Genomic DNA, 25,557 nt, shown 5'->3' with positions numbered 1-25,557 from the left:
AGCACGGCCGTCGGTGGTTTTCCCGCCGGCAATGGGCCGTGTGACGCGAAGACAAGTGGCCGTTGGCGTTAGTATCTTGACTAGAGTCCACTGTAATACAGCCCTGTCAGGCACTACGCACTGCCTGCCCTGCGCGCGGCGACGGAGAAGTTTCATTTATCGCAAGACAGACCCACAGCAAATGAGTTCACCCCACCCCCGGAGCCGCGGAGCATTACCGTGGCTCCGGGCTGTGAAACCTGGTGTGCCCTGCGCCGACGGCTCCAAGCGGGTGTCTTCGCAGTGATTATGTACCTGCTCATGATGCTCTCAGCGGCAGTCGTGAGCTATACGGCGACCTGGGGTGCCCGCTTTGTCGGGAACCGGATGGAGCTGTACTCCCCGATCCGCAGCCGCGACATGCACTCGACCCCCGTGTCGAGGCTGGGCGGACTGGGAATCTTTGCCGGGTTCTTCGTGGCGCTGCTCATCGCCAGCCAGTCGTTTTTCGTCAAGGACATCTTCCGGAACAACGACGCCCCCTGGGGGATCCTTGCGGGTGCATCCGTCATCGTGCTGGTCGGCGTGGCGGACGACCTGCTGGACCTGCGCTGGTGGGTCAAGCTCATCGGCCAAAGCGCCGCGGCCCTGGTGGTGGCGACCTGGGGAGTCCGGATGACCATCATTCCGTTCATCCCCGAGCCGTATGTGATCGAGAACGACGCCGTGAGCATCGCGCTGACTGCCGGACTGATCGTGACGACGATGAACGCGTTCAACTTCATCGACGGCCTGGACGGGCTGGCTGCCGGCGTGGCCATCATCGGCGGGACGGCATTCTTCCTGACGGCGTACTGGGTGCACCGAACGGCCATCCTGCTGGACCGCTCGGACCTGGCCACCCTGCTGACTGCTGTGCTGGTCGGCGCCTGCATCGGCTTCCTGCCGCACAACTGGTTCCCCGCCAAGATTTTCATGGGAGACTCCGGCGCCATGCTGATCGGCCTGATCATGGCCTCGGCGGGCATCGTGTCCACCGGCCAGATCACCTCCGGGCTGTACGACCGGGCCAACGGCATCCCCACGATCATCCCGATCCTGCTTCCCTTTGCGGTACTGTTCCTGCCGCTGCTGGACCTCGGCCTGGCCGTCGTGCGCCGCACGGCGCTCGGGCGTTCGCCGTGGTCGGCGGACCGCGGCCACCTGCACCACAAGCTGCTGGATATCGGGTATTCGCACCGCGGTGCGGTCATCCTGATGTATGTGTGGACCTGCGTGCTGGCATTCGGAGGCCTCGCCCTGGCCGTCTTCCAGTGGCAGGTCGTCATGGTCGTTAACCTGGCCGCGATGACCATCATGGCCGGCGTCACGGCCTGGCCGTACCTGCGCCACCGGGCTCCCGGGCTGGGGCCGCGTTCTTCGGCCGAGGAAGAATGACACCGAAGAGGAACCGCCCCGTGCAGGGCTTTTCCGAATAATTTCTATCTCATGTAGAATTCATGTGCGGTCCTTCGCCGCGCCACCGTAAGCAGCAAACCACCCTCGACGATTGGGATCATATGACCTCCAACGCCGACCCCGGACGAACGTCCGGCGCCGGACCCGTTGGTGTCTCTGGTCCCACAAAATCTTTGTGGCTGCGGCTGCTGGCCATCAGTTCGGCCGTGGGCGGCGGCGCCCTGCTGCTCACCAGCCTGGCGGCTCTCCTGCTCGATGGCATGGCTGCGGCAATGTCGTCCCTCTTCGGCGGGGGGCTGGTGATCGCGTTCTTCTCGATCAGCCTCCTGGTCGGCCATTTCGGCGGACGCAATCACTCCTCCGGAGCCATCGGCCTGTTTGCGGCCACCTATTTCATCAAGGTCGTCGGCTTTGCCGTGGTGCTCTTTGCCATCGGCAGCCCCGAGTGGCTGAACGGACGCTGGTTCCTGGCCGGCGCCGTCGTGACCGTGGTCGTGTGGCAGGCCGCTGAAATCTATGGTTTCAGCAAGGCCCGGCTCCAGCTCTACAACGACCCCCAGACCCCGGAAGGCGGCACCGATGTTTAGCCGCAAAGAGCGCCCCACGAACAAGGCCCGCACCCGGGAAAACACGTCCGGAGCCCCCGGTGTTTCCGACAACGGACGCGACGGCGGATACAACGCCGGCATCGCCGTCTTCAGCTACATTGTTGGCGGAATCCTCGTCTGGAGTTTGATAGGGTGGGGTCTGGATAATCTGTGGGGAACCCGCTGGATTGTGCTCGCAGGCGCCCTTCTGGGAGCCGCGGGAGGGTTCTATCTTTCTCATATGCACGGCCTCACCAGCCCGGATAAATCCGCCGGCGGGGACAATGCTGCACGTGGTCCGTCTCAGGACGAGGATCAGTAATGCCAAATAATTTCACAGGGGGAGGGTGCGACGGAAACGTCGCCTTGCCCCTACCAACGCCCAATGATGGACACTGCAGAGAGGAAACGCGTTGATCGCGCTTGCGCTCCCGGCCCAAGATTCAGGAACTTTTACGCCTCCTGGAATTGATGAAATGCACCTGCCGGCAATCGTGCCGTGGGGGGCGGCCGACGGATTCTCCAAGCAGATGCTGCTGGTAATCCTTTCGGTCGTTATTATCGCCACATTCTTTCTGCTAGCTGCCCGCAAGGGGCAGCTTGTTCCCGGCAAAATGCAGTTCGCCGGCGAGGCCGCCTATGGCTTCGTCCGCAACGGCATCGCCAAGGACATCATCGGCGGCAAAGACTTCATGAAGTATGTCCCGCTGCTGTTCAGCCTGTTCTTCTTCATTCTGGTGAACAACATCTACGGCGCCATTCCGGTGATCCAGCTTCCGAGCTTCTCGCACGTCGGCGGCGCCTACGTGCTCGCCGGAATCGTGTACGTCACCTGGATCGCCATCGGCGTCAAGAAGAACGGCCTGAAGTACTTCAAGCTGGCCACCGTGCCGTCCGGAGTCCCGGTCTACATTCTTCCGATCGTCATTCCGATCGAGATCATCTCCAACTTCCTGGTCCGCCCCGTCACTCACAGCCTCCGTCTGTTCGCGACCATGCTGGCCGGCCACCTGATCGTGATGATCGCCGGTTCGGGCATCGAGTTCCTCGTCATGCAGGAGAACATCCTCCTGAAGGGCACCTCGGTCCTCGTCCTCGGCGGCGCGATTGCCATGTACATGCTGGAAGCGCTGATCATGGCGCTGCAGGCCTACGTGTTCACCCTGCTGACCGCCATCTACATTGAAGGCGCGCTGCACGCGGATAGCCACTAGGCACCCCAAAATCTTCCCCTCACGGGGGATGAAGCACACCAAACAACCTGCCACATAGATGGCATCTTGAAAGGAAAAAAATGGAAGGCAATCTCAACCTCGTAGGTTACGGTCTGTCCGCAATCGGCGGTGGTATCGGTGTTGGTCTCGTGTTCGCCGCTTACATCAACGGCGTGGCACGTCAGCCGGAGGCACAGCGCGTGCTCCAGCCGATCGCATTCCTCGGCCTCGCGCTGACTGAAGCCCTCGCCATCCTCGGCCTGGTCTTCGCGTTCGTTCTCTAGTTCCGAACTTTAGAACTAAGCGAACATCCAGAACCGAGTAGATAAGGACGGGTGAATTATGAATCAGCTGATCATCTCAGCCGCCACAGAGGGCGCCAACCCTCTCGTTCCCAATCCTTGGGAAATGCTTGTCGTCTTCGCCGGCTTTGCTGTCCTCATGTTCATCGTGGTCAAGTACGTTGTCCCGATGTTCGAGAAGACCTTCGCAGAGCGTGCGGAGGCCATTGAAGGCGGCATCGCCAAGGCTGAAAAGGCCCAGGCAGAGGCTTCTGCTGCTCTCGAAGAGTACAAGCAGCAGCTCACCGATGCCCGTGCCGAGGCCAACCGCATCCGCGAGGAAGCACGTGCCGAAGGCGCTCAGATCCTTGCGGACCTGAAGGAGAAGGCAGCTGTCGAGTCTGCCCGCATCACGGCACAGGCACACGCGGCGATCCAGTCCGAGCGCCAGGCGGCCGTTGTGTCGCTGCGCACGGAAGTTGGCACGCTCGCCACCACGCTGGCAGGCCGCATCGTTGGCGAGTCCCTCGAGGACGACGCGCGTTCAGCCCGTGTGGTTGACCGCTTCCTGGCAGATCTGGAGAACCAGAACGCAGGTGCAGCTAAGTAATGGCAGGTGTATCGAGCGAATCGCTCACCGCGGCCTTGGTGGCGCTGGAAGCCAAGCTTCCCTTCGCCTCGCTGCAGTTGGCTAAGGAACTCTTCGGAATCCTGGGAACGGTGGACAGCTCGGCTGGCTTGCGCCGCGCCCTGACTGACCCGTCCCGCAGCGGTGACGAAAAGTCGGCGCTTATCAAGCAGCTCTTCGGCGGGAAAGTCTCCGCGGATGCTGTGGAAATTGCGAGCGGACTGGCCGGCTCGCGCTGGGCGTCTGCCCGGGATATCGGCGATGCACTCGAGACTCTTGCCGCTTCGGTGGTAATTGCCGTTGCTGAGAACAAGTCTGCCGTCTCTGCCTCGGGGATCACCGGGCTGGAAGCGCTGGAGAACGATCTGTTCTCCTTCAACCAGACTGTCGGGTCCAACCACGAGGTGCAGCGTGCCATTTCCGAGCCGCAGGCTGGGTCGGCCGCCAAGGTTGCCCTCGCCGAAAAGCTCGTACCCGGTGCGAGCGGGGAAGCGAAGGTCCTTATCGGACAGGCAGTTTCGCAGCCCCGTGGCCTCAAGGCAACCAAGCTCGTCCGTCGTTTCGCGGAGCTTGCAGCCAAGCGCCAGCAGCGCTGGATTGCAACGGTCAGCGTCACCCGTCCGCTGACGGAGACACAGACCAGCCGTCTGCAGGCGGGGCTGAATGCCCTTTACGGGCGCGAGCTCAAGATCAACATGAACGTTGACCCGGCACTGATCGGTGGCATCCGGATCCAGGTTGGTGACGAAGTGGTAGACGCTTCGGTCCTCGCCCGCCTGGGCCAGCTCCACCGCCAGCTTGCTTAGCCAGCCGGACCAGCACAACTAAACGAAACGAAACCCCGGTCATCGTGAGCAACGATGATCACGAAAACAGGAGAGCAGGGACTGCAGATGGCCGAATTGACCATCAACGCCGACGACGTCCGTAATGCGTTGAACGAGTTCGCGGCGTCCTACGAACCCGGAAACGCAGAGCGCGTAGAGGTCGGCCGTGTAACAACCGCAGGTGACGGCATCGCCCGTGTTGAGGGCCTTCCCTCGGTCATGGCGAACGAGCTGCTTCGCTTCGAAGACGGCACACTGGGCCTGGCCCAGAACCTCGACGTACGCGAGATCGGCGTCATCATCCTCGGTGACTTCACCGGCATCGAAGAGGGCCAGGAAGTTCACCGCACCGGACAGGTTCTGTCCGTACCGGTGGGCGACGCCTTCCTCGGCCGCGTAGTCGACCCGCTGGGCGAGCCCATCGATGACCTCGGCGAGATCAAGGCCGAGACCACCCGTGCCCTGGAGCTCCAGGCACCCGGCGTGACCCAGCGCAAGTCGGTCCACGAGCCGATGCAGACCGGCCTCAAGGCTATCGACGCCATGATCCCGATCGGCCGCGGCCAGCGCCAGCTGATCATCGGTGACCGTCAGACGGGCAAGTCAGCCATCGCCATCGACACGATCATCAACCAGAAGGCCAACTGGGCTTCCGGGGATGTCAACAAGCAGGTGCGCTGCATCTATGTAGCCATCGGCCAGAAGGCATCCACGATCGCGGCTGTCCGCCAGACCCTTGAGGACAACGGCGCACTGGAATACACGACCATCGTGGCTTCCCCCGCGTCCGACCCCGCAGGCTTCAAGTACCTGGCACCGTACGCCGGTTCGGCCATCGGCCAGCACTGGATGTACGGCGGCAAGCACGTCCTCATCGTGTTTGATGACCTCTCCAAGCAGGCCGAGGCCTACCGTGCAGTGTCGCTGCTGCTCCGCCGCCCGCCGGGACGCGAAGCCTACCCGGGCGACGTTTTCTACTTGCACTCCCGCCTGCTGGAGCGTTGTGCCAAGCTCTCCGACGAGCTCGGTGCAGGTTCGATGACCGGCCTGCCGCTCATCGAGACCAAGGCAAACGACGTCTCCGCCTACATCCCGACCAACGTGATCTCCATCACCGATGGCCAGATCTTCCTGCAGTCGGACCTCTTCAACGCCAACCAGCGTCCCGCCGTCGACGTGGGTGTCTCCGTTTCCCGCGTTGGTGGCGCCGCCCAGGTGAAGTCCATGAAGAAGGTCTCCGGTACCTTGAAGCTGGAACTGGCCCAGTACCGCGACATGCAGGCCTTCGCAATGTTCGCGTCGGACCTCGACGCCGCATCGCGCCAGCAGCTGACCCGCGGCGCACGCCTGATGGAACTGCTCAAGCAGGGCCAGTACTCACCGTTCCCGGTTGAGAACCAGGTCGTCTCCATCTGGGCGGGCACCAACGGGCACCTCGACAACGTTCCGGTTGAGGACATCAGCCGCTTCGAGACCGAGTTCCTGGAGCACCTCAAGCACAAGTCCTCCATCCTGACGACGCTGGCCCAGACCAACGTCATGAGCGATGACACTGCAGAAGCTCTGAAGACCGCGATCGTGGACTTCAAGAAGGGTTTCTTCGGCGAGGGAGACAGCCAGCTGGTTGGTGCGGGGCACGAAGAGCACGCCCCCATCGACGAGGCACAGGTCGACCAGGAAAAAATCGTCAAGCAGAAGCGCTAGTTTCGCTGGCAGGGACTGCCGGAGCCCACTTAGGTTCCGGCAGTCCCGGCCATCGGGATCTTAGGAAAGGATAAGTATGGGAGCCCAGATCCGGGTCTACCGCCAGAAGATCAGCTCGACGACGTCGATGCGCAAGATCTTCAAGGCGATGGAACTGATCGCTACCTCGCGCATCGGGAAGGCCCGAGCACGCGTAGCAGCTTCACTGCCTTACGCAAACGCCATCACGCGTGCCGTTTCTGCTGTCGCAAGCCAGAGCGAAATCGACCACCCGCTGACCACCGAGCCGGAGCAGATCCGCCGGGCCGCCGTCCTGGTAATCACCTCGGACCGTGGCCTTGCAGGTTCGTACTCCGCGAGCGTGCTCAAGCAGGCGGAAGGCCTCAACGAGCTGCTCGTCGAGGAGGGCAAGGAAGTCAAGTTTTACCTGGTCGGCCGCAAGGCGCAGGCCTACTTCGACTTCCGGAACCGTCCCTACGGGCGCGTTTGGACCGGCGGCACGGATGCGCCGGAGTTTGCCACCGCACAGGAAATCGGCGAGGCATTGCTGTCTGACTTTGCGACGGACTATGCAGAGGGCGGCGTCGACGAGATCCATGTCGTCTACACCCGATTCAAGTCCATGGTCACCCAGGAGCCGACGGTTATCCGTCTTCTCCCGCTTGAGGTTGTCGAAGAGCAGGCCGCGTCCGAGTCGGACCTCCTGCCCCTCTACGAATTCGAGCCGGAAACGGAGCAGGTTCTTGACGCTCTGCTGCCGCGCTACATCGAATCACGCATCTTCGCCGCGATGCTGCAGGCAGCAGCTTCGGAACTCGCTGCCCGCCAGCGGGCAATGAAGTCCGCCGGCGACAACGCCACGGAGCTCATCAAGAAGTTCACGCGTCTGCGCAACACTGCCCGCCAGGCTGAAATTACGCAGGAGCTTTCCGAAATCGTGGCAGGTGCCGACGCGTTGAACGCGTCCTAGCCACCCCGGGCTCGGGTCCAGCTGTACCTGCACCAAAGTAAACTTAACCCCAACGCCATCTACTGAGTGAAGTGAGAGAGATGACTGCCACTGCTACCGAACACGTAGCCGCGACGACCGGTGCTACCGGCCGTATTGCACGTGTTATTGGCCCGGTTGTCGACGTCGAATTCCCGGCTGACGCAATCCCCTCGATTTACAACGCACTCACCACCGAGATTACTCTCAACGGTGAGACCAAGACGATCACGTTCGAGGTTGCCCTGCACCTCGGCGACAACGTCATTCGTGCCATCTCCCTGCAGGCAACCGACGGACTTGTCCGCGGCACCGCTGTAGTGGACTCGGGTGCCCCCATCTCCGTGCCGGTCGGCGACGTCGTCAAGGGACACATCTTCAACGTCCTCGGACAGCCGCTGGACGTGGCTGAGTCGGAACTCGCAATCACCGAGCGCTGGCCCATCCACCGCAAGGCTCCGGCCTTCGCGACGCTTGAGGGTTCCACCGAGATGATGGAAACCGGCATCAAGGTCATCGACCTTCTCACCCCGTACATCAAGGGTGGCAAGATCGGTCTGTTCGGTGGTGCCGGTGTCGGCAAGACCGTGCTGATCCAGGAAATGATCACCCGTGTTGCCCGCAACTTCGGCGGCACCTCGGTGTTCGCCGGTGTCGGCGAGCGTACCCGTGAAGGTAACGACCTCTGGGTTGAAATGGAAGAGGCAGGCGTCCTCAAGGACACCGCCCTTGTGTTCGGCCAGATGGATGAGCCGCCGGGAACGCGTCTGCGCGTGGCCCTGTCGGCCCTGACCATGGCGGAGTACTTCCGCGATGTTCAGAACCAGGACGTGCTGCTCTTCATCGACAACATCTTCCGCTTCACCCAGGCAGGCTCCGAGGTTTCCACCCTCCTCGGCCGCATGCCGTCGGCCGTGGGCTACCAGCCCAACCTGGCTGACGAGATGGGCCTCCTGCAGGAGCGCATCACGTCCACCAAGGGCCACTCGATCACCTCGATGCAGGCCATCTACGTCCCCGCAGATGACTACACCGACCCGGCCCCGGCCACGACCTTCGCACACCTCGACGCGACCACGGAACTTTCCCGTGAAATCGCTTCCCGTGGTCTGTACCCGGCCGTTGACCCGCTGACGTCGACTTCCCGCATCCTGGATCCGCAGTACATCGGCCACGACCACTACAACACGGCCGTCCGCGTGAAACAGATCCTGCAGAAGAACAAGGAACTTCAGGACATCATCGCCATCCTCGGCGTTGACGAGCTCTCTGAAGAAGACAAGATCGTCGTGTCGCGTGCACGCCGCATCCAGCAGTTCCTCTCGCAGAACACCTACACCGCCAAACAGTTCACCGGCGTCGAGGGCTCCACCGTGTCCATCAAGGACACCGTTGAAGGCTTCACCGCGATCTGCGACGGCGAACTCGACCACATCGCAGAGCAGGCGTTCTTCAACGTCGGCGGCCTGGATGACGTTGAGCGCCAGTGGGCCAAGATCCAGGAACAGACCAAGTAATATGGCTGAGCTTGAGGTTGAGATTGTCGCAGCGGACCACTTCGTGTGGTCCGGAGCGGCCAAGATGGTCAAGGCCCGCACCAGCGATGGTGAAATCGGAATCCTGCCCGGCCACTCGCCCCTGCTGGCGATTCTGGCCGAAGGTGAGCTGGCCATTGAGCCTGTTTCCGGTGACCGCATTGCTGTAGTCGTCGACGGCGGGTTCTTCTCCGTCGACAACAACCGGGTCGTCATTGTTGCTGACAACGCCCAAATGGGCGACGCGGCTACTGCGGGGATCCGCTAGCACGACCTTGATGAACGATACTGTTTTTCCGTTCATCGCCTTGGCAACGGTCTTTGCGTTGCTGGTATTTGCACTGTGCCTTTCCGGGGTGCGCCGCTTCAATCTGCGGCGCGCCCTGGGCACGGTGGACGCCTCCATTTGCACGGCTGGAAACAGCTGGCAGATGGGGGTTTGTCGTTATCAGGACAACGACCTTGAGTGGTTCCGCCTTGCCTCGCTGAGCATGCGGCCGAAGCACACCTTCCGCCGGAGTTCGCTGGAGCTGACCGGCCGGCGCAAACCCACCGAATCCGAGCTTGTCAAAGTCCAGCCCGACGCCGTGATCGTCGAACTCCGGTACGAAGGGCAGGACGTCCTGCTGGCGATGCGGTTCGACGCCTACACGGGTCTCTCCTCCTGGCTTGAGGCCGGGCCCGTCATCGGCGTCGGCACCTGGCGCTAGCCGCGGTGGACTTCCTCGAAGACCTTCGGCTCGTCGACGGGCCGGTGCTGTGGATTGCCTGGGCTGCAGGAAGCGCCGGCCTGCTCTACCTGCTGTGGCGGGGCGGCCACCGCGCCCGCCGGGCCGCCGCAGGAAGTCAAGCCGCCCCCCGCTGGCCGTCCCTCCCGCTTGCCTCCGCCGCCGCGGTCCTGGCTGCCGCTGCGCTGTTGGCCGGGGCGCACTGGGCGATGATCTACGTTTTTTCGGTCTTCCCCGGGGAACTTCCGCGCGAGGTCCTGGCCTGGTCCCTTCCCGCCGTTGCGGCGCTGCTGCTCTGGCTGATGCGCCTGTGGGGCGCCTGGCGTGCCCCGGACGCCCGGGCCCCCGGCCGCGTTGGCTCCCGGCACCGCGCCCGGACGACGGCGGTGTCCACGGCCGCCCTGCTCGGCGTCGTCCTGCTGTCCGCGGTCCAGATCAACGGCTATTTCGGCCTCAACCACACGGTGAGTGACCTTACAGGCACCGCACTGGCCCGGATCCAGCCACTGGAGGAGGGGCTGAAACGCGCCCCCGGCCCCTCCGCCTCGGTCCGCCTGGCCGAGTGGAGCATGCCGGCTGACCTGCCCGAGGGCGGCGTGCTGCGGCGGGCCGGAATCCCCGGCACCGCCTCAGGCTTTGAAAGCCGCGAGGCCTATGTCTATTTGCCGCCTGCCTACCAGGCCTCGCCCCGTCCGGCCCTTCCCGTCCTGGTCCTCTTCGCCGGCCAGCCGGGCGCCCCGGCGGACTGGCTCACCGGCGGGGCACTGCGCAGCCGCATGGACCGGTACGCCGCAGCGCACCAGGGCGTGGCCCCGGTGGTCGTCGTCGTGGACCCGAACGGGTCCGCCGCGGGCAACACCCTCTGCATGGACAGCATGATCGCCCAGGCCGACACATTCCTGGCCGAGGACGTGCCGGCCTGGATCAACCGGACGCTGGACGTGGATCCGGACGCCAGACATTGGGCCGCCGGGGGATTCTCCTTCGGCGCGACCTGCGCCCTACAGATGGTCACCCGCCACCCGGACATCTACAGCTCCGCCCTGGCTTTTTCCAGTGAGCAGGAACCCGCCCTCGCCAAGGAGCGGGAGAAGACCATCGCAGCCTCTTTTGGCGGCGATACCGAAGCGTTCGACCGCCAGACGCCGCTGCGGCTCATGCGGGAGCACCGTTTTGATGGTCACGCCCTCTACTTCGCCGCCGGCGAGCGGGACCCTGAATTCATCGGCTACCTGGAGGTTCTGTCCGACGCCGCGCGCGCCGCCGGGTTCACCGTGGAAGCGCGCCTGGTCCCCGATGCGGGGCACTCGTGGGAGACCGGGTCAAAGGGGCTGCCCTTCGGACTCGACTTCCTGGCGTCCCGCTGGGGCATTCCGCAGTGAGCCCGGCAGCAACGGCCAGGGAGAAGGGCACCGGTGCCGCCTCCCTCCTGGGCCTGGGCCGCGAGGGCCTGCGGCAGTCACTGGGCCACCTGCGTGCCATTCCCTTCACCCTCGCCGTCCTCGCGGCCTTCCTGATCACCGGCGCGGCCACCGGAAGCTTCCTCTCCGGGCCGCCCGAATCACTGCTTCACGTGGCGTCCGTCAGTGCCCCCGAGCTGAAGGCCGGGAACTGGTGGCCGCTGTTCGGCTCGATGTTTTTCGCCACCAACCTGCTGGCCTACGCCGCGGCCGCGCTGATGATCCTCCTCCTGCTGGGCCTCGCCGAGCGGCAGCTCGGCACACGGCGCACGGCCGTGTTCTACTTCGCCGCCCAGTTCACCGCGGTGACGCTGTTCCTGCTGGTGACACAACTCGCCCGCTATGCCGACGACGGCTGGCTTGGCCGGATGGTTGACGCGCGGCTTATGGGCCCGTACGCGGCCGTCCTGGCCGTGTCGCTGGCGTCCAGCGGGCTGCTGCCCACGCTGTGGCAGCGGCGGCTGCGCACCGCCGTCGTCTCCGTCTCCCTGATGCTCGTGCTGTACGTGGGGCATGCCGAGACCGTTGTCGGGTTCGCCGGGGCAATGGCGGGGCTGGCGGCCGGATGGTGGATCCAGGGTGACAAGGGCACCCTGCACCGGCACCGTTCCACTGGGCGCGAAACCCGCAACCTGCTCGCCCTCACCGTGGCGATCTTCGCCGTCGGACCCATCCTGACCGCCACGGTCCGGACCCCCACCGGGCCGCTGGCACTGCTGCGGGACGTCGTGCTCAACCCGCTGCCCACGCTGAACCAACTTGAGCAGAATTGCGGCGGCACCATCGACGCCACCTGCCTTGAAGCCGGCCGCGCCGGTTTCGCCGGCCCGCTGGGCCTCGCGCTGGCGGTGGTGCCCGTGGTGCTGCTGCTCATCTGCGCCGACGGCATGCGGCACGGCCGCCGGCTCGCCTTGCGGATCGCGATCACCCTCCAGCTCGCCGTGACCGCCATGGCCGCCGTCTACCTGTCCCTGTTCGCCAGGATTCCGCAGTACGCCAACCGGCCGCACACCGGCGTGATGGGGTCCGGGTTCGTGCACGTGCTGCCCCTTGTGGTGGTCCCGCTCGTGCTCGTTGTCCTGCTCGCAGCGAACCGCCGCCAGTTCCGCGTCGAGACAAGTCGCGGGGCCCGACGGGCCCTCGCCGCGGTGGTCGGCGGCACCTGGCTCGTGCTGGCGTCCGGCTATACCGGAGTCTGGCTGGCCGCCGGCGGCATGGAGCGCGACGGCGGCCTGATGGGCCTGGCTGCCGAGCTCTCCCGCCAGTACCTGCCACTGCCCATCCCCGGCATTTACAGCCGCATCTTCGAGGGCCGGAACGCCGCCGAGGCGTTCCTCTTCGCCGCTTCCGGCATCATCTTCTGGGCGGTCGCCCTGGCCGCCGTCTGGGTGGTCCTGCAGCGCCGGCTGCACCTCAGCGACGAAGGGGCGGTGGACCGCGACGTGGCCCGCGGCCTGATCCGCCAGGGCGGCGATTCCCTGTCCTGGATGGCGCTGTGGGAGCCCAACAAGTACTGGTTCGCGCCGGAGGGCCGCGGGGGAGTGGCCTACCAGCTGCACGGAAACGTTGCGCTGACGCTGGCGGGACCCTTCGGCCCGGCGGCGTTCCGCGAGGACACCGCGGCGGGCTTCATCAGGTACTCCGCCGAGCATGCCCTCATTCCGTGCTTCTACTCCTGCACCGACGAGCTGTGGCCGCTGCTGAAGGGCCGCGGGTTCCGGCGGGTGGCGGTGGCACAGGAGACGCGGCTGGCCGTGCGCTCGCTCGAGTTCAAGGGCAAGGACTGGCAGAATGTCCGGACCGCACTGAACCGGGCCAAGAAGACCGGGGTGCGCGCGGTGTGGGGGCGCTACGCAGACTTCGCGCCGGCGGTGCGCGCCCAGCTGAGCGAGGTCTCGGAGGAGTGGGCCGCCCAGAAGTCCGTCCCGGAGATGGGCTTCACGCTCGGTGGCATCGATGAGCTGGAGGACCCGGAGGTGCTCTGCTGCCTCGCGGTGGACGCCGAGGGGCAGGTCCAGGGCGTCACGAGCTGGCTGCCGGTGTATGCGGACGGCCGCCTCGTGAGCTGGACGCTGGACTTCATGCGCCGGCGCGGCGATGCCTTCCCCGGCGTGATGGAGTTCCTGATCGCCTCGGCGGTCCAGGAGCTCCGGAGTTCGGTGGAGGTCATCTCGCTGTCCGGATCCCCGCTGGCGAAGGATGCTGACGCGGTGGCGGCTGCTCCCGGCGACGGGGCCGGGCCCGAGGCGCTGGCCAGGATCCTCGACGTCGTCGGGAAAGCGCTCGAGCCCGTGTACGGCTTCCGTTCCCTGGCCACGTTCAAGTCCCGGTTCAAACCCGACTACCGGACGCTGTATCTCTATTACCAGGACCCGCTGCAGCTGCCGGCCATGGGCAGGGCGCTGAGCCGCGCCTATCTGCCCGGATTGTCCGTGCGGCAAAGTGCGCGGCTGCTGAGGACCCTCGTGCGCTGATTCCGCGTGGCCATTCGCCGTCCGGGGCGCCTTTGGACACGATTCCGGGCATAGGGTCCGCTGTCCGCGGGTGTCCGTGTCAATGTGCCCCCGGAGGGCATCCGGGGGACACCAGGGGCACCGCAAAAAAATGATCCCCGGCTCGGAAGCCGGGGATCATGCGCGGAGACTGCCGCGGGCAGTTGAGCTGCGGGGTACTAGACCAGCGTTACGCCGGTAGCCTGGGGGCCCTTGGCGCCCTGGCCGATTTCGAACTGAACGCGAGCGTTCTCGTCGAGGGTCTTGAAGCCACCGGTCTGGATCTCAGAGTAGTGAACGAAGACATCACCATCGGAGTCATCCGGGGTGATGAAGCCGAAGCCCTTTTCAGCGTTGAACCACTTGACGGTTCCCTGTGCCATGTATATCTCCTCATTATGGATCTTGGTTAAGGCCGGCACACTTCGTGCCGGACTTGGTCACTCCGCGAGAAGAACCTTGGCTGTGGGACCGGATCAACCGGACTTCAGCAGCAGGAGCTCCACGCTCGCAACATGTCTTGCGAGCATGAAAAAACACCTACACAAAGACTCGTATAAGAATTTCATGCCGTTTGCGTCAGGTCAACGGGCCCGGAGCACAATTCCATAAATTTTGTACAAAGAATCGAGGAACGCCGACGGCGGCGCATTCCGTGGGTCCGCGGGTGTCCGCCGGCCGGCCCGGAGCCTTTTAGAAAAGCCGGGATTCGACGTCGTCGACGCCGCGCATGGCGTCGTAGTCGAGGGTGACGCAGTCGATGCCGCGGTCGTTGGCCAGGACCTTGGCCTGGGGCTTGATCTGCTGGGCGGCGAAGATCCCGCGGACAGGAGCCAGGAGGGGGTCCCGGTTAAGCAGTTCGAGGTAGCGCGTGAGCTGTTCGACGCCGTCGATGTCACCGCGGCGCTTGAGCTCGATGGCCACCGTGGCGCCGTTGGCGTCCCTGGCAAGGATGTCCACCGGGCCGATGGCGGTGAAGTACTCGCGGCGGATGAGGGAGAACCCGTTGCCGAGGAGTTCGATCTGGTCGGCCAGAAGCCGCTGCAGGTCCGCCTCGACACCGTCCTTGATCAGGCCGGGGTCCTGGCCAAGCTCATGGGACGTGTCATGCAGCTGCTCATGGATGTTGATGATGAGCCGGTCGTCGGTTTTGGCGGACTGGACGGTCCACTGCTCGACCACGCCGATCTCGACGTCCACCTCGTCCGGGGTGGAAACCCGCAGGGATGCCGGGGGACTCATCCAGTTCAGCGGCTTGTAGGACCCGCCGTCCGAGTGGACCAAAACGGAACCGTCGGCCTTGACCAACAGGAGCCGGGTGGCGAGCGGGAGATGGGCTTTGAGCCGGCCGACATAATCAACGGAGCAACGGGCTATGACTAAACGCACCCGGTCAACACTACCGTCTGCAGGGACTACGGGCACCCGGACTGGGGCAGAATGGAACCATGCCCCGTTCCAACCGCCCCCGCCGCGCCGTGTCAGGACGCGCCGGCTCGGGCAAAGCCGCCAAACCCGGAGCAAAGGGCGGACCCGTGCCGGAACTGGACCTGGAACGCGCGCGCTCGGGCTTTGCGCGGCGCGAGAGCGCGCCGGACGGCGAATGGTCGGTCCGGCCCGTGACCGCGGGCCGTGCGGAGAAGACCTATATCTGTCCGGGCTGTTCGACGGCGGTGCTGCCCGGCGTGGCGCATCTCGTTGTGTGGTCCGAGTCCCATCTGTTCGGCGCCGCCGCGGGCCTGGCGGAGCGGCGGCACTGGCATACCAACTGCTGGACCTCGCGCAGCTACCGGTACCGCTGAGTGCCGGCACGGACTGTTTCGCCGGCTGCTTTCGCTAAGCTGGACGCATGAGTTTTGACCCGGCGTCGTACGTCTTCAGCCAGCCTTCCGCACCGACCGCGATCCGCGCCTCCACTGTTCTCCCGGCCCGCCGGGAGAACGTGGAGCTCCGCACCAGCGATGGACACCGGCTCGTCGGCGAGCTGGCGCTCCCGGAATCCGGCGAGGTGAAGGCCACCCTGATCACGCTCCATCCGCTGCCCACCCACGGCGGCTTCATGGACTCGCACGTCTACCGGAAAGCCTCCTACCGCCTGCCCGCCCTGGCCGGGATCGCCGTGCTCCGGTTTAACACCCGCGGCACCGGATCACCGCGGGGAACCAGCGACGGAGCATTCGAGGAGGGAATCGGCGAACGCCTCGACGTCGAGGCGGCCGTGAAGTTCGCCGTCGACCGCGGCCTGCCGAACCGCTGGCTCGTGGGCTGGTCCTTCGGTACCGAGCTAGCGCTGATGTACGGGGCGTCGGAACCGGTGGCCTCCGAAGTGGAAGGTGCCATCCTGCTCTCGCCGCCGCTGCACCGGGCCACGGAGGTGCACCTCAAGGAATGGGCAGCCTCCCACAAGCCGCTCAAGGTCCTGGTTCCGGAGCTTGACGATTACCTCCAGCCGGCCGAGGCCACGGAGCGCTTCGGGGTGGTTCCGCAAGCCCGCGTCGTGGGTGTGGACGGCGCCAAACACCTGTGGGTGGGGGAGAAGTACGCCGGCCGGGTGCTGAACGAGATTGTCGACGAAGTACTGCCGGGCCGTGCCGGCGACGGCAGTACCCGCACCGAACTGCCGCACGAATGGGCGGGTCCGGTGGCCACGGCGCACGCCTGAGGGCTTCTGGTCTTTCTGCTACGGAAAAGGACAGCCGCTGCGTGGATCCACGCAGCGGCTGTCCTTTTCCGTAGCAGAAAGTGTTAGTGCTTGTCCTGGCGGACGATGAAGATCTCCTTGACCAGGAGCATGATGGCGGCCGCGGTGGGGATGGCGATCAGCGCGCCCAGGACACCGAGCAGGCTGCCGCCGGCGATCACCGAGATGACGGCGACGGCGCCGGGCACGGCGACGGCCTTCTGCATGATGCGCGGGGAGATGAAGTATGCCTCGAACTGCAGGTAGGCGAAGTAGCAGACGGCATAGACCACGGCCGTCTGCCAGCCCGCCGTGAGGGCGATGAGCGTGACAATGACACCGGCAATCAGGCCGCCAACCAGCGGAATGAAGGCCAGCAGGGCCACCACAAAGGCCAGCAGCACGGCGAAAGGGACGCCGACGATCGTCATCACAATGAACGCGAAGGTAGCGTTCACGAGGGCGACGACGGCCTGGCCGATCACGTAGTTGCCCACCGACCCGGTGATTTCCTCGGACAGGGCCTCGACCCGGGCCCGGCGGGACCGCGGGGCCAGCCGGTAGCCCCACTTCTTCATGGCCGGCAGGGCGGCGAGGAAGTAGAGGCTCAGCACCAGCACAATCAGGGCGCCGAAGAGCCCGTTGGCCACGGTGGAGCCGAAGCCGACGACACCGCCGAAGATGCCGCCCATCGCCGCCGGGTCGTTGACGAACTTCTCCAGCTCCTGGGTGATGCGTTCGCGCACCCCGTACTGGTTGTCGATGCTGCGGAAGAAGTCGGAGTTGATGAAATCCTGGATCCAGCGCGGCGCCTCTTCGACGATCTCGGTGACCTGCTGGACGATCGTGGGGATCAGCGTGGCAAAGAAGGCCGCGACGCCCAGGGCCAGCGTGGAAACGGCGACCACAATGCCCGCGGCGCGCGGAAGCCTTTTCCCCTCGAGCCAGCGCACCACCGGGTCCAGGCCCAGGGCGATGAAAAGCGCCGCCACGATCCAGAGGATCAGCTGCGTGGTGTTGGAGCCGATCCAGTAGACAAGCAAGGCCACGCCGACGCCGACCGTCCCCATGAACCCGACGTAGAGGGGGTGCTGGGAGGACATCCGCGGGCCGGGGTTGCCGAAGCGTGTGCCCGTCTCGGTCTCGGGCGCCACCCCGTCGTCCTCCTGCTCCGGGGGCATCTCGAAGCGGAGCCGCGGCTGGGCTCCCGGAAGGGGCTGGCGCAAGCGGTGGGCCATCGAGTTCAGGACCCCGGCCAGGGCCGTGCGGCGGGGGGATACCTGCTCCTGCGGACTGCCCACCATGCTGCCGGATTCCTGGTTTTCTTCCGGTCCTGAGGGGGACGAGTCCGTGTGTCCAGTCACTGCGATGAAGCCCTTTATTCTCTGTATATCCCCGGCGGAGGCGCTGCAGCGGCCCCAGTGTGATGATCACCGCAAACACTATCAGCAGCCTTGTTACGGCGCTCTTTTCAGGCTTGCGCGGGAAACCCGGGAGGGGTTGACAAACGCTCCGATCTGACTCTGTGGTAACAAAACGGTTACTATTGAAGCTAAGTGTCCGCTGATGATAGGTAATATTTTGCGTTTCAAGACTGCAGTTGCACTTGTGCTGCTGGGCCTCCTGACACTGCTGGCCGGAATCGGCCAGAAGACATTCTGGGCTCCGCCCGAGACCGTGACCGCCACCGCCCCCTCAGATGCAGCTGCCGCGCCGCTGACCGTGTTCGACGAGAAGCTCCGCACGCTGCGCGACGGTACAGTGACGATCAGCGTCAAGGGGGAGGGCAGCTTCATGCTGGCCGCCGGCCGCCCTGACGACGTCGACGCCTGGGTCGGCGCCACCGCACACAACACCGTCTCCGGCGTCTCCGAGGACGGCAAGGCACTGCAGCTGACCCATGCTGACGGGGAAGCCGCCGCGCCTTCGCCGGCCGGCTCGGACCTCTGGGTGAGCATGGAGAATGCCAGTGGCGAGCTGAAGTACAACTGGACACCGCCTGCCGACGGCGACTGGGCACTGCTCCTCGCGACGGACGGCACGAAGCCGGCCCCCGCGTCAATCACCATGACCTTCCCCAACGACACTTCCACACCGTGGGCCATTCCTTTGATGGTTATCGGCGGCCTGCTGATCCTGGCCGGCGCCGCTCTGCTGGTACTCAAACCCAAGTCGGGCTCGCGCGCCGGGACCGGCAAGCGCAGGTCCGGCGCCGGGACGCCGGCTGCTGATTCCAAGGACCTTGCCCCGCAGGGCCCCGAATTAGAGGGCACCGGCCCGAAGAACACCTCCGAGCAGCTCAACGCCGCACCGGCCGTTGCGACCCGGCGACTGCGCCGCCCCGGCGTGGTCGTGGCCGTACTCACAGCCACTGCCGTCGCCGGCGGCGGCGTGGCGGCCCAGGCCAGCCAGACGCCGGCCCCCGCGCCGGGCGCTTCGTCTGCCGCAGCGGGGCAGGCGCCGGCATCACCGGTCCTGCTCGATGCCCAGTTCCGCCGCGTCCTTGAGCAGGTTGCCAGCGCGGTCGATGCCGGGGACGCCGCCAAGGATGCCAGCAAGCTGGAGCCGAGAGTGGCCGGACCCGAACTGCAGGTCCGCACGCAGAACTACAAGATCCGCTCCCAAGTCGGCTCTTACGAGCCCCGGATGCCGGTCCGTGCCACCAAGCTCCTCACCACAGTGGTCACCGAGCAGCGCAACTGGCCGCGCACCGTCATGGCGGTCACCCAGGGCGAGGGCAACGTCGTTCCGCAACTGCTCACCCTGACCCAGGCCTCGCCGCGGGATAACTACAAGTTGGTCCTCAGTACGCCGCTGCAGCCGGGTACCACCTTCCCGGGGATCGCCCGCGGCGGCACCGAGACGCTGGCACCGTCCGACAAGTCGGGTCTGCTCTACAGCGGTGAGGAAGCACTGGGCGGCCTGGGCGACCGGCTGAACTCCGCCGACTCCGCGTTCAAGGACAAGCTCGCCGAGGGCGCATCCTCCCCGTACATCGCGGACACGCTGGCCTACCAGGCCGACGTGGTGGCCTCTGGCGTCAACGGAAACTTTGCCTTCACCCACAAATTGGTCCCGGAGAGCGTTGCGGTCTTCCGGACCGCCGACGGCGGGGCGCTGGCCCTGGGACGCCTGGACTTCGCGTTCGATGGCACTCCCAAGGCGTCCGGGGACAAGCTGACGATCGGTGACGACGCAGCGGCCCTGGCCGGCGGCAGGGAGACCAGCACCGGCATGGTGCTGAACTTCGCCGAGTCCGTTGCCGTCTACATCCCGCCGGCCGGGTCCCAGGACCCGATGAAGCTCGTGGCCGCCACCCGTGGCCTCGTGGGAGCCAGCTTCAAGTAGGGCCCAGCCACACCCGGCACAGGCACCGCAGAACACCTGCTGACAGAAAGGACCCGGCCGCAAGGCCGGGTCCTTTCTGTTGTCAGGCTCCTCCAAGTGGCACCGGCCCGGGCCGATATGGCTAGAGTGGAACCATGACTTCGCCAGCATCCCGCCCGGTCCCGCCGACTGCCGCTAACCCGCTCAACCTGCGGGGTGCGGTCGACCTGTCCTCCCTGAAACAGCGACCCGCGGCGCCGCCGGCCGCGGCGGGCGCCGCCGGTGGCGCAGGGATGCCCGCGGCGTCGGCCGCGGGCAACGGTGCCGCGGAGCAACCACGCCGGCCGCTCCGGGTTGACATTACCGAAGCCAATTTCCAGGAGCTCGTGGAGCTGTCAGCCAAGGTCCCGGTCGTGGTAGCGCTCTGGGCGGCCTACTCGCCAGGCTCCGCCGAACTTGTGGACGTCCTCGAGCGGATCGTGGACGGCTACGATGGCCGGCTGGTTCTCGGTGCCGCCGACGTCGACGTGTTCCCGCAACTGGCCCAGGCGTTCCAGGTGCAGGCCGTTCCCACGGCCGTGGCCCTCGTCAACGGCCAGCCGGTTCCCCTCTTCCAGGGCGGCGCCGAGGAACAGCAGGTCCGCAGCCTGCTGGACGAACTGCTCAAGGTCGCCGCCGCCAACGGTGTGACCGGGCAAATCGGCACGGGCGGACCCGGCGCTGCCGAGCCTGAGGTTCCGCCGCTGCCGCCCCTGCACCAGAAGGCGTTCGACGCCATCGAGGCCGGGGACTACAATGCGGCCGCGGACGCCTACCGCCAGGCCCTTCTCGAAATGCCCGCCGACGCCGAGGCCAAAGCCGGACTTGCGCAGGTCGAGTTGATGGGCAGGCTCCAGCCGCTGTCCGCCGTCGACACCGAAGCCCTGCGCCAGCAGGCAGCCACCGAGCCGGACAACCTTGACGCCCAGCTCAGCGTGGCCGACCTGGACGTCGCCGGCGGGCACGTGGAGGACGGCCTCGGCCGCATCGTCGCGTTCATCGGCAGGAACTTCGGCCCGGAGCGGGAAACGGCACGGATCCGGCTGCTGGAACTGTTCGACGTCGTCGGCACCGGCGACGACCGGGTGGCGAAAGCCCGCCAGAACCTTGCCCGGGTGCTCTTCTAGTGGGCTCCGCCCTCTTCACGCCGCTGGAACTGCGCTCCCTGCACCTGCAGCACCGCGGCTGGGTGTCTCCCATGTGCCAGTACAGCTGCGAGCCGGAAACCGGGGAGGGTGTCCCCAACGACTGGCATCTGATGCATCTGGGTTCCTTTGCCACCGGCGGGGCGGCCTTGATCCTCACGGAGGCCGCCGCGGTCAACGCCGCCGGACGGATCAGCCCGCGGGATGCTGGACTCTACAACGACCACCAGGCGGCGGCGTGGGAGCGGATCACCTCCTTCGTTCACCGTCACGGCACGGCGGACACCAAGATCGGCACCCAGCTGGCGCACGCCGGCCGGAAAGCCTCGTCCTACTGGCCCTTCTCCGGCCATAAGGGCACCGTGGCTGCCGACGACGGCGGCTGGCCCACCGTTGGTCCCGGCACCGGAGCCTTCGACGGCTACGAGGCCCCCTCGGCTATGACGGAAGGGCAGATCCACGGGGTGATCGCCGATTTCGCTGCCGCGGCGGTGCGGGCCGTCGGAGCCGGCTTCGACACCATCGAAATCCACGGCGCCCACGGCTACCTCCTGCACCAGTTCCAGAGTCCGCTCGTCAACGACCGCACTGACCAATGGGGCGGTGACGAGGCCGGCCGGAACCGGCTGACCCTCGCCGTGGTCGATGCCGTGCGCGCCGTCATTCCCGAGTCCATGCCTTTGCTGCTCCGCATCTCGGCCTCCGACTGGGCCGAGGGCGGCATCGACGTCGAAGCCTCGGTGCGGATGGCCAGGGCGGCCTCTGAACACGGAGTGGACCTGGTGGACGTCTCCAGCGGCGGGGCCGTTGCCTACCAGCAGATCCCGGTGGGACCCGGCTACCAGACCGGCTTCGCCGCCCGGATCCGGCGTGAAACCGGGGTCAAGACCGGCACCGTCGGGCTGCTGACCTCGGCCGGCCAGGCCGAACATGCCGTCGCCACCGGCCAGGCTGACGGTGTCTTTATCGCCCGCGCCGCCCTTCGGGATCCGCACTGGTGGCTGCGGGCTGCGTTCGAACTGGGCCATGAGGCGGCGTGGCCCCCGCAGTACGAACGAGCCATTCCCCGCCACTCCTTCTAGCAGGACGAGGGTCCGAGCGGAGGTGTACGCCCTGCGGACGATCCCCTCCGTGTGCCGGGGCGGTTAGTCTAGCGACATGACTTACGAGCAACCTCGTCCGCCCGCCCCCGAGAACCAGGCGGGTCTGGCCGTTCCCGCCCTGTCGCTGCGGGGGCTCGCCAAGCGCTTTGGGGACAAGATCGCCGTCGACGGTATCAGCCTGGACGTTCCGGCGGGTTCGTTCTATGGGATCGTTGGCCCCAACGGCGCCGGCAAGACCACCACGCTGTCGATGGCCACCGGACTGCTGCGGCCCGAGTTCGGCACGGCGTTCGTGCACGGCGTGGATGTCTGGAGGCGGCCGCTGGAGGCCAAGAAGCTGATGGGCATCCTCCCGGACGGCGTCCGGCTCTTCGACCGGCTGACCGGCGAACAACTGGTGAGCTATGCCGGGCTGCTGCGGGGCATGGACAAGGCCGTGGTGGCCACACGCGTCAGGGAACTGCTCGCCGCCCTTGACCTGGGCCCTGACGCCGGAACGCTGGTGGTGGACTACTCCGCCGGCATGACCAAGAAGATCGCCCTCGCCTCCGCGCTGATCCATGCGCCCCGGCTGCTGGTACTCGACGAGCCGTTCGAGTCGGTGGATCCTGTGTCCGCCGCTAACATCCGCGACATCCTGGACCGCTATGTAGCTTCCGGCGGCACTGTCATTGTCTCCAGCCACGTCATGGACCTGGTCCAGCGGATGTGCGACCACGTCGCCGTCGTCGCCGCCGGGCGGGTCCTCGCCGCCGGGACGGTGGACGCGGTCCGCGCGGGGGAGACACTCGAAGACCGTTTCGTCCAGCTGGTCGGCGGACGCAACCACACAGAGGGGCTGGAATGGTTACGCACCTTTTAAGGCTCAAGCTGACCCTGCTGCGCAACAGCGTCCGGCGGAGCCCCTGGCAGCTTCTGGGCCTTGGCGTCGGCGCCCTGTACGCGCTGGGGCTTGTGGCGCTCGGCATCTCGGGGCTGCTGCTCCTCCGCGGGGCGGATGCCGGCGTGGCGCAGACGGTCGTAGTGCTGGGCGGTGCCGCCGCGCTGCTGGGCTGGGCCGTCGTGCCGGTCGCTGCCTCCGCCGCCGACCTGACCCTGGACCCGGCGCGGTTCACCACGTTCGCCGTGCCGATGCCGCAGTTGCTGGCCGGCCTGGCCCTTGGCGGACTGATCGGAATCCCTGGCACGGCGACCGCCCTCGTGGCGTTGGGCACCGTCGGGACCTGGTCCCGGAGCCTGCCGGGCGCGGCGGGCGCGCTGATCGGGGCGGTCCTTGGTGTGCTGAGCTGCATTGTGCTGTCCAAGGTGGCCACCACGGCCACCGCAGGGCTGGCAAGTTCCCGCCGTTTCAAGGATGCCAGCGCCGTGATTTTCCTGATTCCGCTCGTCCTGATGGGTCCGATCGTGGCGGGTGTCGCCGAGGGGATTGAGAGCTCCGGGGACTTCCTGACCGGACTGGCCCGGACGCTGTCCTGGACCCCGGCCGGGGCCGCGTGGTCCCTCGGCGGCGAACTCGCCGCGGCGAACTACGCCGCCGCGGCGCTCAAGTTCCTGATCGCCCTGGCCACGCTGGCCGGACTCGCGCTGTGCTGGAAGGTCCTGCTGCAGCGGGCGCTCGTGACGCCGCCCTACGCCGGCACCTCCAGGAAAAGGGCCGGCGGACTGGGCTTCTTCCGGCTGTTTCCGGCGACGCCGACGGGTGCGGTCGCTGCGCGATCGCTGAGCTACTGGCTCCGGGACCCCCGCTACGCGGGCGCCCTCGTCGTCGTGCCGCTGCTGCCGGTGCTGCTGCTGTTCCAGGCCGCGCAGACCGGGACCTACGGAATGCTTCTTTTCATCGGTCCGCTGACCGCGTTCCTGCTTGCCTGGTCCATCTCCACAGATGTTTCCTATGACAACACGGCCTTCGCCCTGCACCTCGCCACGGGATTGAAGGGGGTCCACGACCGGCTGGGCCGTGCCGTGGCATGCCTGGTCTTCGCCCTGCCGGCGGTGCTGGCGCTCAGCGTCCTGCCGTTCCTGTTCGGCGCGGACTGGCAGCTCCTGCCCGGTGTGCTCGGAGTGTCGCTCGGTGTGCTGTTCAGCGGAGTGGGCCTGTCCTCGGTGGTGTCGGCACGCTACACCGTCGCCGTGCCGCTGCCTGGGGACAGCCCCTTCAAGAAACCGCCGGGCAATGTGGCGCAGACCATGGCGGTGCAGCTCGGCGGCATGGGCGTCCTGCTCCTGCTCGTGCTCCCCGAAACGGCGCTGCTCGTGGCACAATTCGTCACCGGCAGTGCTGTCCCCGGCTGGATCAATCTGGTCCTCGGCCCCGTCCTGGGGCTCGCGTTGTTCGCCGCCGGGGTCCGGCTGGGCGGGAAATGGCTCGACGCCCGGGGGCCGGAACTGCTGGCCCAGCTGGCCGTCAACCGCTGACCCGCGCGCGGTGGCCGGGACTGGGATACCCTGCCCCTAAGGCACATCCGGCAACGGGTACGGCACAAGCACGGGCAGCGGGACAGGCAAGGGCAAAGGCAGGGCCATGGAAGTCGTCATTCTCTCCGGCAGCAAGCCGATTGCCGCCCTCGCGGCGGATGCGATCGAGGAGCTGCTCCGGCGCAGGCCAGACGCCGTCCTGGGCCTGGCAACCGGTTCATCCCCGCTGCCGGTCTACAACGAACTGGCGCTGCGGCACGAACGGGACGGCCTGGACTTCAGCCGGGTGCGCGGCTTCGCCCTCGACGAGTATGTGGGGCTGCCGCCCGGCCACCCGGAGTCCTACCGTGAGGTGATCAGGCGTGAGTTTACCGAGCGCGTCGACATCGATCCGGCGAACGTCCGTGGGCCGGATGGCTCGGCCGCGGACATCCCGGCCGCCTGCCGGTCCTTCGAGGACGCCCTGCGCGGGGCCGGGGGAGTGGACCTGCAACTGCTGGGCGTCGGCACCGACGGCCACCTCGCGTTCAACGAGCCCGGTTCATCCCTGGCCTCCCGGACCCGGATCAAGACCCTGATCGAGCAGACACGCCGGGACAACGCACGGTTCTTCGGGAGCCTGTCCAAGGTCCCGCACCACGTCGTCACGCAGGGACTGGGAACCATCCTGGAGGCCCGCCATGTGATCCTCATCGCCACCGGCGCGCAGAAGGCCCAGGCTGTCCGCGACCTCGTGGAGGGACCGGTCGCCGCCATCTGTCCGGCCTCCGTGCTGCAGCTGCACCCGCACGCCACGATCCTGCTCGATGAGGCCGCCGCCTCGTCGCTGCGGCTCGCCGACTACTACCGGCACAGCTACGAGAACAAGCCGTCATGGCAGGGTCTGTAGCTCACCTTTTTCGCGGTGAAAGCGCCATGCCACGGACCGTCCGTCGCACCGCCCTCAGATCCAGCGGCTAAGATGGGT

General features: G+C 66.3%; 25 protein-coding genes. 22 read left to right on the top strand and 3 right to left on the bottom strand.

Annotation, left to right across the window (positions count from 1 at the left end; genetic code table 11):
* The first annotated feature begins 282 nt into the window (after positions 1–282).
* The 14 genes from ABIC21_RS09190 (at position 283) to ABIC21_RS09125 (ending at position 13,863) form a co-directional block, all read left to right on the top strand.
* Positions 283–1,416: an MraY family glycosyltransferase gene (locus ABIC21_RS09190; RefSeq protein ID WP_354350089.1), complete on the top strand. Its 1,134-nt coding sequence runs from the start codon at positions 283–285 to the stop codon at positions 1,414–1,416.
* Between the two features lie 122 nt (positions 1,417–1,538).
* Entirely contained in the window at positions 1,539–2,024 is a 486-nt protein-coding gene (locus ABIC21_RS09185; RefSeq protein WP_354350088.1) for a hypothetical protein, read from the top strand.
* Positions 2,017–2,346 carry a hypothetical protein gene (locus ABIC21_RS09180; protein ID WP_354350087.1) on the top strand — a complete coding sequence of 110 codons (330 nt, stop codon included), beginning with the start codon at positions 2,017–2,019 and terminating at the stop codon, positions 2,344–2,346. Before ABIC21_RS09185 ends, ABIC21_RS09180 begins: the two co-directional genes overlap by 8 nt.
* A 91-nt stretch (positions 2,347–2,437) precedes the next feature.
* Entirely contained in the window at positions 2,438–3,238 is an 801-nt protein-coding gene (gene atpB / locus ABIC21_RS09175; protein WP_354350086.1) for a F0F1 ATP synthase subunit A, read from the top strand.
* An 80-nt stretch (positions 3,239–3,318) separates the two neighbouring features.
* Positions 3,319–3,522, top strand: a complete 204-nt coding sequence (atpE, locus tag ABIC21_RS09170; protein WP_009356484.1) for an ATP synthase F0 subunit C — start codon at positions 3,319–3,321, stop codon at positions 3,520–3,522.
* A 58-nt stretch (positions 3,523–3,580) separates the two neighbouring features.
* Entirely contained in the window at positions 3,581–4,129 is a 549-nt protein-coding gene (locus ABIC21_RS09165; protein ID WP_056426116.1) for a F0F1 ATP synthase subunit B, read from the top strand.
* Positions 4,129–4,953, top strand: coding sequence for a F0F1 ATP synthase subunit delta (locus ABIC21_RS09160; protein ID WP_354350085.1), 825 nt, complete (start codon positions 4,129–4,131; stop codon positions 4,951–4,953). The genes ABIC21_RS09165 and ABIC21_RS09160 overlap by 1 nt, the downstream gene beginning before the upstream one ends.
* An 87-nt stretch (positions 4,954–5,040) precedes the next feature.
* Positions 5,041–6,678, top strand: a complete 1,638-nt coding sequence (gene atpA / locus ABIC21_RS09155) for a F0F1 ATP synthase subunit alpha (RefSeq protein ID WP_354350168.1) — start codon at positions 5,041–5,043, stop codon at positions 6,676–6,678.
* 76 nt (positions 6,679–6,754) lie between these two features.
* Complete coding sequence (locus ABIC21_RS09150; RefSeq protein ID WP_354350084.1) at positions 6,755–7,648, top strand: F0F1 ATP synthase subunit gamma; 894 nt, start codon at positions 6,755–6,757, stop codon at positions 7,646–7,648.
* An 80-nt stretch (positions 7,649–7,728) separates the two neighbouring features.
* The gene (gene atpD / locus ABIC21_RS09145) at positions 7,729–9,183 is read left to right on the top strand and encodes a F0F1 ATP synthase subunit beta (RefSeq protein WP_354350083.1); all 1,455 of its coding nucleotides are present in this window, start codon (positions 7,729–7,731) and stop codon (positions 9,181–9,183) included.
* Between the two features lies 1 nt (position 9,184).
* Positions 9,185–9,469, top strand: a complete 285-nt coding sequence (locus ABIC21_RS09140; RefSeq protein ID WP_104172348.1) for a F0F1 ATP synthase subunit epsilon — start codon at positions 9,185–9,187, stop codon at positions 9,467–9,469.
* A gap of 10 nt (positions 9,470–9,479) precedes the next feature.
* Positions 9,480–9,911 (top strand): DUF2550 domain-containing protein, encoded by a 432-nt coding sequence (locus ABIC21_RS09135; protein WP_354350082.1) that lies wholly within the window; start codon positions 9,480–9,482, stop codon positions 9,909–9,911.
* 5 nt (positions 9,912–9,916) lie between these two features.
* On the top strand, positions 9,917–11,311 hold the full coding sequence (locus ABIC21_RS09130; RefSeq protein ID WP_354350081.1) for an alpha/beta hydrolase: 1,395 nt from the start codon (positions 9,917–9,919) through the stop codon (positions 11,309–11,311).
* Complete coding sequence (locus ABIC21_RS09125) at positions 11,308–13,863, top strand: bifunctional lysylphosphatidylglycerol flippase/synthetase MprF (RefSeq protein WP_502935978.1); 2,556 nt, start codon at positions 11,308–11,310, stop codon at positions 13,861–13,863. Before ABIC21_RS09130 ends, ABIC21_RS09125 begins: the two co-directional genes overlap by 4 nt.
* Before the next feature lie 197 nt (positions 13,864–14,060).
* Here ABIC21_RS09125 and ABIC21_RS09120 read toward each other — a convergent pair whose 3' ends face one another.
* On the bottom strand, positions 14,061–14,264 hold the full coding sequence (locus ABIC21_RS09120) for a cold-shock protein (RefSeq protein ID WP_024365900.1): 204 nt from the start codon (positions 14,262–14,264) through the stop codon (positions 14,061–14,063).
* A gap of 310 nt (positions 14,265–14,574) precedes the next feature.
* Complete coding sequence (gene nucS / locus ABIC21_RS09115; RefSeq protein ID WP_354350080.1) at positions 14,575–15,270, bottom strand: endonuclease NucS; 696 nt, start codon at positions 15,268–15,270, stop codon at positions 14,575–14,577.
* Positions 15,271–15,329: 59 nt separating this feature from the next.
* Here nucS and ABIC21_RS09110 point away from each other — a divergent pair, with 59 nt between their 5' ends.
* Both ABIC21_RS09110 and ABIC21_RS09105 read left to right on the top strand, forming a co-directional pair.
* A complete protein-coding gene (locus ABIC21_RS09110; RefSeq protein WP_354350079.1) occupies positions 15,330–15,683 on the top strand; it encodes an Rv1322 family protein in 354 nt (117 codons plus the stop codon).
* A gap of 47 nt (positions 15,684–15,730) precedes the next feature.
* Entirely contained in the window at positions 15,731–16,543 is an 813-nt protein-coding gene (locus tag ABIC21_RS09105) for an alpha/beta hydrolase (RefSeq protein WP_354350078.1), read from the top strand.
* Between the two features lie 83 nt (positions 16,544–16,626).
* On the opposite strand, the gene ABIC21_RS09100 is transcribed toward ABIC21_RS09105, so the two are convergent.
* Positions 16,627–17,799, bottom strand: a complete 1,173-nt coding sequence (locus ABIC21_RS09100) for an AI-2E family transporter (protein WP_354350166.1) — start codon at positions 17,797–17,799, stop codon at positions 16,627–16,629.
* A gap of 328 nt (positions 17,800–18,127) precedes the next feature.
* On the opposite strand from ABIC21_RS09100, the gene ABIC21_RS09095 reads away from it, so the two are divergent.
* From ABIC21_RS09095 to nagB, 6 genes are all read left to right on the top strand, one after another.
* Positions 18,128–19,909 carry a DUF8094 domain-containing protein gene (locus ABIC21_RS09095; RefSeq protein ID WP_354350077.1) on the top strand — a complete coding sequence of 594 codons (1,782 nt, stop codon included), beginning with the start codon at positions 18,128–18,130 and terminating at the stop codon, positions 19,907–19,909.
* Between the two features lie 134 nt (positions 19,910–20,043).
* Positions 20,044–21,054 carry a tetratricopeptide repeat protein gene (locus ABIC21_RS09090; RefSeq protein ID WP_354350076.1) on the top strand — a complete coding sequence of 337 codons (1,011 nt, stop codon included), beginning with the start codon at positions 20,044–20,046 and terminating at the stop codon, positions 21,052–21,054.
* A complete protein-coding gene (locus ABIC21_RS09085; RefSeq protein WP_354350075.1) occupies positions 21,054–22,154 on the top strand; it encodes an NADH:flavin oxidoreductase/NADH oxidase in 1,101 nt (366 codons plus the stop codon). Before ABIC21_RS09090 ends, ABIC21_RS09085 begins: the two co-directional genes overlap by 1 nt.
* A gap of 76 nt (positions 22,155–22,230) precedes the next feature.
* Positions 22,231–23,037 (top strand): ABC transporter ATP-binding protein, encoded by an 807-nt coding sequence (locus ABIC21_RS09080; RefSeq protein WP_354350074.1) that lies wholly within the window; start codon positions 22,231–22,233, stop codon positions 23,035–23,037.
* Complete coding sequence (locus ABIC21_RS09075) at positions 23,019–24,590, top strand: transporter (protein WP_354350073.1); 1,572 nt, start codon at positions 23,019–23,021, stop codon at positions 24,588–24,590. Before ABIC21_RS09080 ends, ABIC21_RS09075 begins: the two co-directional genes overlap by 19 nt.
* Positions 24,591–24,696: 106 nt before the next feature.
* Entirely contained in the window at positions 24,697–25,479 is a 783-nt protein-coding gene (nagB, locus tag ABIC21_RS09070; RefSeq protein WP_354350072.1) for a glucosamine-6-phosphate deaminase, read from the top strand.
* Positions 25,480–25,557 lie beyond the last annotated feature (78 nt).

The organism is Pseudarthrobacter sp. PvP090 (genome assembly GCF_040547365.1).
GTDB lineage: Bacteria > Actinomycetota > Actinomycetes > Actinomycetales > Micrococcaceae > Arthrobacter.
This window is presented reverse-complemented; position numbering and strand designations above follow the sequence as displayed.